15 protein-coding genes are annotated in these 13,252 nt (G+C 36.3%); 7 read left to right on the top strand and 8 right to left on the bottom strand.

Annotated features, from left to right (window positions below; all coding sequences use genetic code 11):
• Positions 1–7: 7 nt before the first annotated feature.
• From SOI85_RS00665 to SOI85_RS00650, 4 genes are all read right to left on the bottom strand, one after another.
• Positions 8–1,285 (bottom strand): S41 family peptidase, encoded by a 1,278-nt coding sequence (locus tag SOI85_RS00665; protein WP_320664308.1) that lies wholly within the window; start codon positions 1,283–1,285, stop codon positions 8–10.
• 103 nt (positions 1,286–1,388) lie between these two features.
• The gene (gene ispG, locus SOI85_RS00660) at positions 1,389–2,621 is read right to left on the bottom strand and encodes a (E)-4-hydroxy-3-methylbut-2-enyl-diphosphate synthase (protein WP_320664307.1); all 1,233 of its coding nucleotides are present in this window, start codon (positions 2,619–2,621) and stop codon (positions 1,389–1,391) included.
• Positions 2,622–2,623: 2 nt separating this feature from the next.
• Positions 2,624–3,214, bottom strand: a complete 591-nt coding sequence (locus SOI85_RS00655; RefSeq protein ID WP_320664306.1) for a uracil-DNA glycosylase — start codon at positions 3,212–3,214, stop codon at positions 2,624–2,626.
• Between the two features lie 42 nt (positions 3,215–3,256).
• Positions 3,257–3,646: a VOC family protein gene (locus tag SOI85_RS00650; protein WP_320664305.1), complete on the bottom strand. Its 390-nt coding sequence runs from the start codon at positions 3,644–3,646 to the stop codon at positions 3,257–3,259.
• A gap of 127 nt (positions 3,647–3,773) precedes the next feature.
• Between SOI85_RS00650 and SOI85_RS00645 the strand changes: the two genes are divergently transcribed.
• From SOI85_RS00645 to SOI85_RS00625, 5 genes are read left to right on the top strand one after another with little or no spacing between them, the layout of a single operon-like run.
• Complete coding sequence (locus SOI85_RS00645; RefSeq protein WP_320665182.1) at positions 3,774–4,922, top strand: pyridoxal phosphate-dependent aminotransferase; 1,149 nt, start codon at positions 3,774–3,776, stop codon at positions 4,920–4,922.
• A 4-nt stretch (positions 4,923–4,926) separates the two neighbouring features.
• A complete protein-coding gene (locus SOI85_RS00640) occupies positions 4,927–5,844 on the top strand; it encodes a putative selenate ABC transporter substrate-binding protein (protein ID WP_414477793.1) in 918 nt (305 codons plus the stop codon).
• A complete protein-coding gene (locus tag SOI85_RS00635) occupies positions 5,841–6,581 on the top strand; it encodes an ATP-binding cassette domain-containing protein (RefSeq protein WP_320664304.1) in 741 nt (246 codons plus the stop codon). The genes SOI85_RS00640 and SOI85_RS00635 overlap by 4 nt, the downstream gene beginning before the upstream one ends.
• A complete protein-coding gene (locus SOI85_RS00630; RefSeq protein ID WP_320664303.1) occupies positions 6,581–8,146 on the top strand; it encodes a phosphate ABC transporter permease in 1,566 nt (521 codons plus the stop codon). Before SOI85_RS00635 ends, SOI85_RS00630 begins: the two co-directional genes overlap by 1 nt.
• 5 nt (positions 8,147–8,151) lie before the next feature.
• Positions 8,152–8,796 carry a GDSL-type esterase/lipase family protein gene (locus SOI85_RS00625; RefSeq protein ID WP_320664302.1) on the top strand — a complete coding sequence of 215 codons (645 nt, stop codon included), beginning with the start codon at positions 8,152–8,154 and terminating at the stop codon, positions 8,794–8,796.
• Between the two features lie 11 nt (positions 8,797–8,807).
• Here the strand turns inward: SOI85_RS00625 and SOI85_RS00620 are convergent, their stop codons facing one another.
• From SOI85_RS00620 to SOI85_RS00610, 3 genes are all read right to left on the bottom strand, one after another.
• Entirely contained in the window at positions 8,808–9,551 is a 744-nt protein-coding gene (locus SOI85_RS00620; protein WP_320664301.1) for a TIGR00297 family protein, read from the bottom strand.
• 79 nt (positions 9,552–9,630) lie between these two features.
• The gene (locus SOI85_RS00615) at positions 9,631–10,389 is read right to left on the bottom strand and encodes a 16S rRNA (uracil(1498)-N(3))-methyltransferase (protein WP_320664300.1); all 759 of its coding nucleotides are present in this window, start codon (positions 10,387–10,389) and stop codon (positions 9,631–9,633) included.
• Complete coding sequence (locus SOI85_RS00610; RefSeq protein ID WP_320664299.1) at positions 10,386–10,847, bottom strand: DUF3531 family protein; 462 nt, start codon at positions 10,845–10,847, stop codon at positions 10,386–10,388. Before SOI85_RS00610 ends, SOI85_RS00615 begins: the two co-directional genes overlap by 4 nt.
• Positions 10,848–10,963: 116 nt before the next feature.
• Between SOI85_RS00610 and SOI85_RS00605 the strand changes: the two genes are divergently transcribed.
• Together SOI85_RS00605 and hslO are read left to right on the top strand one after the other, a co-directional pair.
• Complete coding sequence (locus SOI85_RS00605) at positions 10,964–11,584, top strand: ABC transporter ATP-binding protein (protein WP_320664298.1); 621 nt, start codon at positions 10,964–10,966, stop codon at positions 11,582–11,584.
• 31 nt (positions 11,585–11,615) lie between these two features.
• Positions 11,616–12,518: an Hsp33 family molecular chaperone HslO gene (gene hslO, locus SOI85_RS00600; protein WP_320664297.1), complete on the top strand. Its 903-nt coding sequence runs from the start codon at positions 11,616–11,618 to the stop codon at positions 12,516–12,518.
• A gap of 31 nt (positions 12,519–12,549) precedes the next feature.
• On the opposite strand, the gene SOI85_RS00595 is transcribed toward hslO, so the two are convergent.
• On the bottom strand, positions 12,550–13,239 hold the full coding sequence (locus SOI85_RS00595) for a CPP1-like family protein (protein WP_320664296.1): 690 nt from the start codon (positions 13,237–13,239) through the stop codon (positions 12,550–12,552).
• Between the last annotated feature and the right edge of the window lie 13 nt (positions 13,240–13,252).

Here is a 13,252-nt window from a genome sequence, read left to right as displayed (position 1 = left end):
TTAGGATTTAGTTACTTAATGCAAACCTTAAATTCGTACTTACTGGATTATAAGCTGAATCTTTTAATTGATTAGATAGTTTCTTAACCAACTCATTCTCTGCTATGACATATTGACTATCTTTATTAGTCCCTAAGTCTAAGCTTGATAGTTTTTTGTTGGATTTCATTATTAAGTCTGCATTTATATCAGGTTTCAATCCGTTCTTATTTATATCTATCCCATTTGGTGTCAAATATTTAGCAATGGTCACGGTAAGTCCTGAACCGTCAGAAAGAGCTCTAACTGATTGAACCAATCCCTTACCAAATGTTTTCTTTCCAACTAGTATTCCCCGACCATTATCTCTAATTGCTCCTGACAAGATCTCGCTTGCACTTGCCGAACCTTCATTCACTAAAATTACTATAGGTTTATTGGTTAGAGCGCTCCCATTTGCCATCCTGACATCCTTAATACCATCTCTAGTTTGAGTACTTACAATTACGCCTTGGTCGATCCATTGTCTTGCTATTTCAATACTTACTTCTAAAAGTCCGCCAGGGTTACCCCTTAAATCCAAAACATATCCCAATACATTATCTTTCTCTAACTTTTCAATGGACTTACTCATATCTCTAGCTGCATTAGCATTAAATTGCTTCAATCTTATATAGCCAATATTTATTCCTTCATTAGTCATATTTATATGGCTCTTAACTGTATTTATTTCTATTCTTTCTCTAACTAATGAAAACTTAAAAAACCTATTTTCTCTCATGATACCAAGACTTACTGTTGAACCTCTTTCACCTCTAATCAACTTAACGACTTGGTCAATAGTCATACCATCTGTGAATTGTCCATCAACTGAAAAAATCACATCTTGAGGTTTTATCCCTGCCTTAAAAGCAGGAGTTCCTTCTATTGGAGAAACAACTACAATTTTATTAGTGACCGTATCTAATGAAATTTGAATACCTACTCCAGTTAATTCTCCTGAGGTATCAATTCTCATCTCCATAAATTCCTTAGGATCTAGAAATCTTGTATAAGGATCTTTTAAACTTAATAGCATTTCTCTAATTGCGATATATGAATCCTGAGAATCAATATATTTAGACCCTAATAATTCTTTTCTAGTCGAAATCCATTCTTTTTTATCATAAGTCCCCGATGAGTCTAAGTAATCTCTATAGATTATCTGCCAAACCTCATCAATAACTTCTTTGGGATTACTTTTAATTATTGATCTAGCTTTATTTTGAAATGCAGAAGAAGGCGAAATTAATAATGAAAAAAGCAAAAATATCTTAAGAGAATCCTTAAAAAAACATCTTAGTTTAGAAGATCTTTTTATATATTTATACATAGTAAATTAAATATAATAGGAGTTAAATATAGATAGTTTATTTTTGATCAGGTTCAAACCATTTGCCATCTTCTTTAATTAAATCTATCAATGCTTTAACCCCTTCATCTTCAGGAACTCTTTTAATTTCGTCTCTATTGCGATATAAAGCGATGGTGCCTTTCCCTTTTCCTACATATCCATAGTCTGCATCAGCCATCTCTCCAGGACCATTAACAATACAACCCATAACAGCAATATCAAGTCCTGTTAGATGCTGAGTCGCTTCTCTGACTTTCGCAACAACCTCTTCTAGGTTAAACAAAGTCCTACCACAACTAGGACAACTTATATATTCAACCATTGTTTTTCTTAAGCCAACAGCCTGTAAGATTGAATAACAAACAGGTATTTCTTTTTCAGGAGCTTCCGTAAGAGAAACTCGAATTGTATCTCCGATTCCCTCAGACAAAAGAGTACCTATTCCGGCCGTACTTTTGATGCGACCATAATCTCCATCTCCAGCCTCTGTTACTCCTAAGTGCAAAGGATAATTGAAACCTTCTTTATCCATTGTATCTGCCATCATTCTGTAAGCCGCTAACATGACAGGGGGTCTAGAGGCTTTCATTGAAATAACAATATTATGGAAATCTAGAGAATCACAAATCCGAACAAACTCCATAGCTGATTCAACCATACCTAGGGGTGTATCTCCATAAGCAAATAACATTCTCTCTGCTAATGAACCATGATTTACTCCTATTCTTAAGGCTTTATTTTGCTCCTTTAAAGTATTAACTATAGGTTCAAATTTCTGTACTATTTTATCTTTAATTGCTTGTATTTCCTTATCAGAAAACTCTGTTCTATTAGCGTCAGGTCTTTCAAAAACAAAAAGCCCAGGATTTATACGAACTTTATCTACATGCTTAGCCACCTCAAGAGCTATCTTCATTCCATTATGGTGAACATCTGCAACCAAAGGAACGGGTTGATAGGTTTGTAAAAGATTATTCTTTATTTCTCCTACTGCTTTGGCACTTGCGAGAGTAGGAACGGTAACTCGAACTATTTCACAACCTATTTCGTGCAATCGTCTTATTGCAGCTGTAGACCCTTCAATATCCATTGTATCTTCATTAATCATTGACTGAACTCTTACTGGGTGCTCACTTCCCATAGCAATATCTCCTACCATCACAGTTCGAGTCTTGCGACGGATAATTTGAGTGCTATATCTCCTTGAAAGAGAAGGTTCTGACAAGTTTTGACTCAAAGTAGCTGTCATGGCTAACTAATAGCGGATTCAGGATTAGAAAACACAGGGAAAAGATGCGATCTCCGAAGCTTTTCTCTTACCTTAATAAGATCTAACAGGGTCAAGGAAATTGGTGCACCTTCTTCTTTAGATGGATTCCTTAAAAGATAAGCCGGATGAAATAAAGGCATAACTAATCTACCCTCCCAATTCTGCCAAGTACCCCTAAGCCTACTAATCCCTCCTCTAATTCCCAAAAGTGCTTCAACTGATGTAGCACCAACTAAAACAATCACGAGTGGGTCAACAAGTTTTATTTGCTGATAGAGCCAGGGTAAATTCAATTGAATTTCTTCCTTCGTAGGTCTTCTGTTTTTAGGTGGTCGACATTTGACCACATTGCAAATATAAGCATCTTTTTGAGTATCAATTCCCACCGAATCAAATAAATCATCAAGAACTTTACCTGACCTACCCACAAAAGGTTGTCCTAATTCTTCTTCCATTGCTCCAGGGGCTTCACCTACAATCATTAATTTTGACAAAGGATTCCCTCTGCTAACAACAACCTTAGAAGAAACTCCCGTAGCTTTGCTGTGATGAGAAATCAAAGAATTATTCATAGAAAAATCAATAGGAATCTTAAGTCCAATCAAATTATCCTTTCAAGAAAGAAGAGGTACAAGGATTAAAAATTTATTTCCTTCTGGGTCTGTCATCCATGCCTCAGCTCCAAAAGATTTATTAATAGGAGGTTCAACAAGGGTCGCCCCTAGTTTTTCCAAGTCACTTGACCAATTAGCAATATAAATAAGCGGCTGAGAAACAGCTTTAGATTGAAAGCATATTGACGTACTCCTTCCTTTCTCAGGGAAATCCCGGGTACGCGACGGTCGGTAAAACTGAATATATAAAGAACCATCATTTATTGAAACAAGATAATGATCCGGCTCAATTCCATCAACAATGTCAACTTTATTTACTTTTGCATAAAAGTCCGCAAGTGCTTTTGGCTCCCTAGCTGCAATTACGACACTAGCTTCAAGTTTTGTCATTCAAATTCTTAAATAATAAATAAAGGTTGTTTAATACTCATCATCAGGCAATATGTAAAGTTTAAGACTAATTCCAAATGGAAGGGCTTTGAAAACTCCTAACTCTTCATTTTTATCAAAGCGAGCGATGGGACTCAAGCCATCACTGACTTTGGAAATCACAGCAAAAGCAAAAGCCTTGAGAAGTCAAGGGAAAGATGTATGCAGCTTAAGTGCAGGGGAGCCTGACTTCGATACTCCAGATTTCATAATTGAGGCTGCAATGGCAGCACTAAAAGAAGGGGTTACAAGATATGGGCCTGCTGGAGGGGATCCGGAACTAAGAGAAGCAATAGCTAATAAAATGAAATTAGAAAACAAAATAAATTACTCATCTAAAAATATCCTGGTAACAAATGGAGGGAAACAAGCTATTTATAATCTTTTTCAAGTAATACTTAATCCCGGTGACGAAGTTCTCATACCATCCCCCTATTGGCTTAGCTACCCGGATATAGCCTTACTTGCTGGAGCAAAACCCATATTCATTGAATCATCGCCTTTAGAATCATTCAAAATACAAATTGAAAGATTAGAGTCAAGAATAAGCGAGAAGACACGATTATTAATTTTAAATTCACCGAGTAATCCTACTGGTCTTGTTATGAGCAAGAAAGAGATGATTGCTATAGCTGAATTTCTTCGTAGGCATCCAAAAGTATTATTAATGAGCGATGAGATATATGAATTTCTTCTTGCAGAAGGTCAAGTACATTATAGTTTTGCGGCAATTGCGCCTGATTTATTAGATAGAATATTCACAGTCAACGGATTTGCTAAAGCCTGGGCTATGACAGGTTGGCGAATTGGGTACTTAGCAGGAAATACTGAAGTAATAAAAAAGGCTACAGCCTTACAAAGTCAAAGCACTAGTAATGTATGCAGCTTTGCTCAAAAGGGTGCTTTAGCAGCAATCAGAGGTCCCAGAGAAAGCATAAAAGGGATGGTAGAAATCTATAATTACAGAAGGCGATTGCTTAGTGAAGGTCTCGAGAGAATCAACGGTTTAACATTAACTAAACCTCAAGGAGCTTTTTATGCGTTTCCGAAAGTAGAAAAAATGAATTTAACCTCTATTGATTTTTGTAAAATTGCCCTAGAGGAAGTTGGCCTATCTATAATTCCAGGTATAGCTTTTGGTGAAGATATGTGCATAAGAATTTCATGTGCAGTTTCTGAAGAAACAATTTCAGATGGATTAGCAAGACTCCAACAATTAATGACCAAATTTTATTAACAATATGAGAATTTCAACGCGATTAATCCCTGATAAGAATGCAGTGATAATTGTTTTTCTGACCATTATCAACTTATGCATAGTCGATAATATGACATTTGCTCAGAATTCTTTAGTCATTGGAGCAATACCAGATCAAAATCCCGAGAAACTAAATCGACTTTATAGACTTCTTTCCTCAGAACTAAGTGCAAGCCTTCAAGTTCCTGTTATATACAAACCCGTCATAAACTATCCTGCAGCAGTTACAGCATTTAGGACTGGAGACCTTGATTTAGTTTGGTTTGGTGGCCTCACAGGTGTTCAAGCAAGATTGCAAACAAAAGATGCCAAAGTTATTGCACAACGCGATATTGATGCTGAGTTTCATAGTGTCTTTATTGCAAATAAGAAAAGCAAATTACCTAAAATAAAAGATATCTCCGGGCTTAAGCTTCTAGCGGGGAAGAGGTTTACCTTTGGATCAGAAAGTTCAACCTCTGGACGATTAATGCCGCAACATTATTTGCAAAAAGCTGGCATCAGCATCAAAGATTTCAAAGGCGGTCGTCCAGGGTTTAGCGGTAGTCATGATGCTACTGTGGCCCTTGTTCAAAGTGGTTCATATGAAGCGGGTGTACTTAACGAGCAAGTGTGGCTAGCTAATATCGAAAAAAATCGCATAGACTTATCAAAAGTAAATATCATTTGGAGAACACCTTCATACGTTGATTATCACTGGCTAGCACAAGGGGATCTTGACAAACGTTTTAGAAAAGGTTTTACAAAAGAATTAAAAACCACGCTTCTAAGCTTCAATAAAAAATCAAAACGTCAAAAACGCATTTTAAACTTATTCGGTGCAAACAAATTCATCTCTGCAGATGCCGATCAATACAAAGACATAGAAAAGATTGGACGTCAATTAGGGAAAATTAAGTGAGTAAGTTGATTGAGTTGAATGGAATAAACTTAAAAAGTAGCAGAGGTAATCGACTAAAAGATATTCAACTAACTATTTATGAAGGAGAGAAAATCGCTTTATTAGGCAAAAGCGGTGCTGGCAAAACAAGTCTTATATCAGTTGCGAATGGCTCTATTAAACCTAGTAATGGAGAAGTAAAATGGAAAGGGCAAGATCTAAAGTCCTTAAACAGAAGACAACGTATTGAAATTGGTACTCTGTGGCAAGATTTAAAACTTGTAGAAGAGTTGAATGTTCAGCAGAATATAAATATAGGCGCACTAGGTAGACATAGTTTCATATGGGCACTAAAAAATCTCTTTGGAGAGGTTGAGACTAAACAATGTATTTCTTGTCTAAACGCAGCTGGTTTATCTAAAAAAGTCATAAGAGCCCAAGTAAATCAATTGTCCGGAGGTCAAAGACAGAGAGTTGCAATAGCTCGACTCCTTAGGCAAAAAGCTCATCTAATAATTGCAGACGAACCCTTTACCAGTCTTGACCCTCACCTTTCAACAGAGATACTTAATTTATTACTACATTCAAGAAGTATTTTTTCTACATCTATTCAAAATACATTTTTGATTAGCTTGCATCAACCAGAATTAATTTGCCATTTTTCTAGAGTTATAGGACTTAACGAGGGAGAAGTTGTATTAGACAGCCCCTCATACGGATTGAACTATCAAGATTTAGAATGGCTTTATAATGAATAATGTACAGACTTAATCTTACTCCTGTAGCGATTGTTATTCTTCCTGCACTTGCCATCATCCCAGTAGCTATAGAGGTCTCAAGCACTGCACATATTGGTGGATTAAATACATTATTGTCTTTTTTCTCAGCAGCAATAAACCCATCAATTGAACCAATAGTTTTAAGCAATGCCTGGAACAGCTTGCAAATAACAATTGCTATAGCCTTAATTGGTTGGATTTCGAGTGTAGTTTTTGGAACTATTTTAGGAGTACTAAGCTCAAATATATTTTGGCAGGTATTTACTGGTCGACCTTGGATAGGAAATAGCATCAGATTAATCTTAGCAATACCAAGATCAATTCATGAAGTTATATGGGGTCTCTTGTTATTGCAAATCCTTGGATTAAATCCACTGGTTGCCATTATTGCAATAATGATTCCCCATTCTTCATTGATGTCAAGAGTTATAGCTAATCAATTGGATACTTTAAATAAAAAATCATTAATAGCAATAACGCAATCAGGATCAGGTCCATTTGCTGCTTTAGCAACAAGTCTGCTACCTCCTATGAGGCATATGTTTACTACGTATGCAGGGTACAGATTGGAATGTGCCCTTAGAGGAGCCACTCTTCTTGGGCTATTTGGACTAGGCGGAATAGGTACAGAGCTTCAATTAACAATTCAGTCCTTGGAATTCCGAGAACTCTGGACTTCTCTTTGGATGCTTGCTATTTCAATGTATTGTATTGAGAAAATTATAATTGCGATAAATAGAGCTAATTCATCAATTCAGAATCCTAGAGACAACGGTTTTAGAAATTCAATCTTTATCGGGCTAACTACTATAATTATTATTTCTTCTATAAAATCAATACAAATAGATCCATTGAACACTATTCAACTAGATAACCTGATATTCCCAGCTTTTTTAGATATAAAATCTGCTTTTGAACAACTCCCAATATTAAGTCTAATCTACTCAACAATTTACTTAACTTTATTATCTGCTGGTATTGCAATAGGTTCTCCTCCATTATTAATGATGCTTTGTCAAAGCAAATTAAGTATGAGAATACTAACTTTTGTTTGGCTATTCTTCAGACTTATTCCTCCACCATTATCAGCATTACTACTTCTCTTAACTACCACACCTAGCATATCAATTGCAGCTTTAGCCTTAGGGATAAGTAACATAGGAGTAATGGGAAGACTTCTTAAAGAGAATCTAAGTCACGATAATAACCTTCTTTTTAACTCTATAAAGTCCTTGGGAGGATCAAGTCTAATCGCATGGCTCTATGGCAAATTAAGTCCACAAAGCAAAAGCTATCTAGCTTTTGCTTCATATAGAACAGACGTTCTTTTACGGGAAACTGCTGTTGTAGGTGTAGTCGGAGGAGTTGGATTAGGATGGCAACTACAAGAATCGCTTAGCTCATTTGATTGGGCTCAGGTTATCGTAATTACAACAACATTTAGTTTGCTAACATTGAGTGGAGAACTAATAAGCGATAAAGCAAGAGAATACTGGATTAAGAAAACAACTGACCCCTCACTTTGTGTCTCTCTTCAATCATAAAAACAATGATTGTACCTCCAAGACAACTAATAATTATCGGCGATAGCAACGTTTATGGCTGGGGAGATCAAAAAGGTGGTGGATGGAGTGAAAGACTTCGTCGGGATTGGATGAGCCTCCCAAGTGCTCCGGCAATATATCCTTTAGGAATAAGAGGTGATGGCCTTGAAAAAGTTGCAAAGAGATGGAAAACAGAATGGCAATGTCGAGGTGAATTGCGAAGGAAAGTTCCAAATGGATTGCTCTTAGCAATTGGTCTGAATGATACAGCTAGAATAGGTAGAGAAGATGGTCGTCCTCAACTTTCAGCTGACGCGTTCAAATTCGGTTTAGAAAGACTCCTTTCCGATATAAAAACTCAGACAAATGTATTAGTTTTAGGTTTAACGCCAGTCAAAGAGACAGCCATGCCATTCGCCGACTGTTTATGGTATTCAAATAAATCTTGTTCTACGTATGAGAACCAAATTGAAGAGACTTGCATTGAATTAGATATTCCTTTTCTTCCAACCTACAGAAATATGATCAATGAAAAAGACTGGAGGGAGTGGATTGAAGAAGATGGGATTCATCTAAACTCTCTAGGGCATACATGGATATACAATCAAGTAGCCAATTGGAAATCCCTCCTGAAATGGGCAGAAATATAGATTTTAAACGATCAAGAAAATACATAGACTAAAAACACAGCCAAGCAAGCAGCAAAACTTGTTTGAATACAGTTAATAATTTCATTACTTAACCATTTAAATTTATTTTGAACAACTGCTCCTAAAACACTTTCAAATAACGTTGAAATAAATCCTGAGAAAATTGATATCAACACAAATGAAGGAGATGTAATCAAAGAAAAAGCTCTCATAACTGATGTCATTAAAATACTTCCAAGGAAGCTAGCAATTGTTCCTTCAAGGCTTATGGCACCTTCTGTACCAGCAGGGACAGGTTGAAAGGAAGATATCAAGAATGTTTTCTTCCCCCATCGTTTTCCTATTTCACTGCCAAAGGTATCTGCAAGTTTTGCAGAAAAGCTAGCTGAAAAAGCTAGCAACAAAATTGACTCAGGTTTAACACCTAGATTTATGAGAATAGCAATAAAAGCGCCTGTAGCGGCTGATCCCCAAACATTCTCCGGGCCACGTCTACCTCCTCTTCCTTCAGCTATACCAAGTGATTCCTTGTACTTAAATCCAATCTTTGTGACATAGGTTCCAAGAACAAGATAGACAACAACTGAACACCACCCTTCCCATCCTAAGCAGCCCCAAAGTAGCGTTCCAAGGATTCCAGCATGAAACCATCCTTTTGGCGTTAAGAGCTTAGTACCTTGACCGATAAAAATTAAGATAAAGTTTAAGATAAATGCAATGAGCCATTGAGTATCAATTAAGGTAAAAGAAATCATGCGATATGAAATAGCAAATTAAATATTTACTATAAATTCTATAGACATCTATAGACATAAAAAGGAATCTTTTCTCAATTTAACAAGAGAGTCTTCTCCATGTAACCATAGAATGTGAAGCGACAATAGCAGCAGTAGATGTTCTTAAAATATTATCTCCAAGTTTAACTTGCTCAAAACCAAGTTCACTGGATAAAAATATTTCGCTCCTTGACCATCCTCCCTCAGGTCCAATTAACACCCATATTTGTTTAATTGATTTATCTAAAGATTTCATCCATTTATTGATTTCCTTAGAACCTGGAGTTCTTGCTGTCGCTATCGAAAGAGCAGAGGAATTTGGAATAGTTTTAAACCAAGTGTTCAGTGAAGTAATTTCCCGTAATTCAGGTATCCAGAGTCTCTCTGATTGTTCAAGACTCTCATGCAAAATAGTTTGCCATCTCATCGTCTTTCCTTTAGTTGTAGCATGAGGAACATAAAAATCAGAAGTCAATGGTTGAAAAACATCCACTCCTAGTTCACAACCCATTCTGAGAACATCTTCAAAGCCTTTTTTAGGAACTACAATCGCCAAGCAAGTCATGGTCCTAGGAGGGAGTTGATCAACCAATGGTTGGTTAACTGTTGAGGTAAGTTGTATAGAAGCAGGAGTATTAAGAACTGCATCCCACAAACAACCTTTACCATTAACAACATTCACGCAATCACCTTTTTGTAACCTGAGGACTCGATACAAATAATGAGCTTCTGCATTGTTCAAAGAAATGATGCCGGCATCACTATTGCTATCTGCAAGTCGTTTTTGAGATATGAGTAGTCGCCTAAATTCTTTCAAACTCTTCGTTCACCTTGTGAGGGAAAAATAGAGTCTGGGTGATCTTCAACTGGCCAATCATCATTAACTCCTCCAATTACTACTTCATTAAGTTCAACAATATCTACATCTACTTGCTTCAATGAATTAATCAAAACGTCAATAGCCAAGGCATCACAAGTCCCCAAATCAACCCAACACCTTGCCCAGTCACCTTGATATTCCAATTGTCCAATATTGTGCATTAATGAAGGCAATACAGAGCCAGACTCTGCATTTTCGTAGGACATCCAGCTTAAGTCCGAGCCATAATCATGTGCCTGGAGATTTGCTGAATTAAACCCACCAAGTCGTCCTATTACATACCAACTATCAAAAACACCATCAATATAATTCTTTTCACCTTGTCCAGGAACGTTTGCAAAACGGATCCAAATCCACGAATTAAATGGATCTATCTCACGAAAGTTAACCTTCATCTGAAGTACATATTTTTAAAATGGATTTATATACAATAATAAAAATCTATCTAAACAAATACCAATTGCTTAGGGTTGGACATTTTCTCATTAAAATAAGAACCTAAGGGGGATTAATGCTTGAACTTAAAGGGATTCATTTTCATCCTGCAACTTCAGAGAAACCTATTTTAAAAGGGATTAACCTGCGCGCATATCCTGGTATTCCAACAGTAATAAAAGGCAATAGTGGAAGTGGCAAAACTACTCTTATTGAAATCATAAGTGGACATTCGACACCTAATTCAGGGATTATCAAATGGGATGAAGAACCTATTAACTCAAGACAAAGAAAATGGATGTGTGGAATTGTTTTTCAATTCCCTGAACGCCATTTCCTCGGCTTAACAATTTCTCAAGAATTACGCTTAGGGCAACTTCGACTTGGAAATGAAGAACAAATTAAAGTCCTAAATAGAGTTGGGCTTAATGGCATTAATCTTCGCAAATCGCCTGAGGAACTTAGTGGAGGCCAACAGCGACGGCTAGCAATTGCTGTTCAATTGCTTAAAAAACCGAGAATTCTTCTTCTTGACGAACCAACCGCTGGATTAGATTGGTCTGTTCGTTCTGAAATCATGGAATTATTAATGAATTTAGCGAAAGATCAACTTCTAATAGTTGTTACCCATGAAATTGAGTTATTTAAAGCCTCATCGATGTATTCCTATCAACTCAACCAAGGAAAATTAATTTAATGTCTAGGTTCACTTCATTTAAAAAATTAATATGAGCGATCATTTAATAAGAGCAACTGCTGCCAATGGTGGAATTCGTCTAGTAGCAGTCTTAACAACAGATATCACTAAAACCGCACAGCAAAAACATAATCTCTCATTTTTAACCACTGCAATTTTAGGAAGAACTATGAGTGCAGGGTTACTTCTCGCAAGTTCTATGAAAGTTAACCACGGAAGAGTGACTATAAAAGTCAACTCTGATGGACCACTTAAAGGATTAATGGTTGATGCAGGAAGAGATGGAACAGTTAGGGGATATGTCGGCAACCCCAACCTAGAATTAGACTTAATAAAAGATAAGAATAGTAATTATTCATTTAATTTCGCTGCTGCTACTGGGACAGGATATCTACATGTTTTAAGAGATGAAGGGAAAGGCGATCCTTTTAGTAGCACTGTTGAATTAGTGAATGGAGAGATCGGTGAAGATATTGCTTCATACCTTCTTCATTCTGAACAAACACCTTCAGCTGTATTTGTTGGAGAAAGCATCAAAAATAGTAATTTAATTTGCTCTGGCGGACTTTTAGTTCAGGTATTGCCAAAAGCTGAGAATGATCCGGAATTAGTTGCTTTTCTGGAAGAAAGGTGCCAAAAAATCTTATCTTTTAGTCAAATACTTGCTAATTCTCAAAGCAATCTAATTCAACTAATCGAGGGGATTTTCCCAAATCTCGATAGTTTTCAAACTCAAGAAATAAGTACTAGACAAAATATTCAGTTTAAATGTCGTTGTTCTAGAGAAAGAAGTGTATCAGCTCTTAAGATATTAGGAGCAAAAGAATTAAAGGAGATTCTAAATAAAGAAAAAGAGGCAGAGCTAGTTTGTCAATTTTGTAAAAGTATATATTTAGTACAAGAAGATGAAATTCGCAAACTTATAGAAAAATGAACGATAAGAAATAGTAATTCAAATATAACAACTAATCCAAAATTATAGTCCCTAGGAAAATTAAAAATAAGGCAGGCAATGATTCTAACTTTTGTTCTGATAGAGAATATAGGTTTTCATGACTTAGTCCTGTCTGACTTGAAAGGAAACCTCCTAAAATCAAGCCTACAGATAAAAGGACCACGCTCCAACCTAAAGAACTTATTAGATTTCTCCCTCTTTTAACCTGACTAATAAATAATCCGATGGTTGATAATGAAAGAATAAGTTCGATAGTGTTATCTGGTGAAATTAAAAGCAGTACAAGTGCTAGGAAACCAATAGAACATCTTAGTATTACCCCTTGACCACCAGAGATAGAAAAGGAAGATAAAAAACCTTGGCTATTTATTTCACTGAGATTAGGGTTAGCCCCCTTTAAGCGTGTAAGCAGGGAGCTTGCAACACCACCAATTTCACTATTAGTGAATTTTTCCTTTTCAGATGCATTAATCGCTTCATTGCTAACTTTGCCTAACTGCCTTGCTTTAAGGCTATTCATAAGCAAAGTGTCATAAGCTGCTTCAATTTTTGCTTTTTGAATCAAGTCGTCTCCTGCTTGAGAAATTTTTTTCTCTCTAGCTAGCTTTATATCATCAAAATTTGTGCCAGGACTTACCCCAAGCAACTCATAAGGATCTTTCGACCCTGAATTAAAACTGGAATTTTGATCATCAACCATCAATAAGTCAGGT

The sequence above is a fragment of the Prochlorococcus sp. MIT 1223 genome, assembly GCF_034092465.1.
GTDB lineage: Bacteria > Cyanobacteriota > Cyanobacteriia > PCC-6307 > Cyanobiaceae > AG-402-N21.
This window is presented reverse-complemented; position numbering and strand designations above follow the sequence as displayed.

Bases quoted from the DNA above. Each gene is read 5' to 3' on its own strand.
- ispG (WP_320664307.1), bottom strand. From the start codon at position 2,621: ATGACAGCTACTTTGAGTCAAAACTTGTCAGAACCTTCTCTTTCAAGG.
- SOI85_RS00655 (WP_320664306.1), bottom strand. From the start codon at position 3,214: ATGAATAATTCTTTGATTTCTCATCACAGCAAAGCTACGGGAGTTTCT.
- SOI85_RS00650 (WP_320664305.1), bottom strand. From the start codon at position 3,646: ATGACAAAACTTGAAGCTAGTGTCGTAATTGCAGCTAGGGAGCCAAAA.
- SOI85_RS00645 (WP_320665182.1), top strand. From the start codon at position 3,774: ATGGGACTCAAGCCATCACTGACTTTGGAAATCACAGCAAAAGCAAAA.
- SOI85_RS00640 (WP_414477793.1), top strand. From the start codon at position 4,927: ATGAGAATTTCAACGCGATTAATCCCTGATAAGAATGCAGTGATAATT.
- SOI85_RS00630 (WP_320664303.1), top strand. From the start codon at position 6,581: ATGTACAGACTTAATCTTACTCCTGTAGCGATTGTTATTCTTCCTGCA.
- SOI85_RS00625 (WP_320664302.1), top strand. From the start codon at position 8,152: ATGATTGTACCTCCAAGACAACTAATAATTATCGGCGATAGCAACGTT.
- SOI85_RS00620 (WP_320664301.1), bottom strand. From the start codon at position 9,551: ATGATTTCTTTTACCTTAATTGATACTCAATGGCTCATTGCATTTATC.
- SOI85_RS00610 (WP_320664299.1), bottom strand. From the start codon at position 10,847: ATGAAGGTTAACTTTCGTGAGATAGATCCATTTAATTCGTGGATTTGG.
- SOI85_RS00605 (WP_320664298.1), top strand. From the start codon at position 10,964: ATGCTTGAACTTAAAGGGATTCATTTTCATCCTGCAACTTCAGAGAAA.
- hslO (WP_320664297.1), top strand. From the start codon at position 11,616: ATGAGCGATCATTTAATAAGAGCAACTGCTGCCAATGGTGGAATTCGT.
- SOI85_RS00595 (WP_320664296.1), bottom strand. From the start codon at position 13,239: ATGGTTGATGATCAAAATTCCAGTTTTAATTCAGGGTCGAAAGATCCT.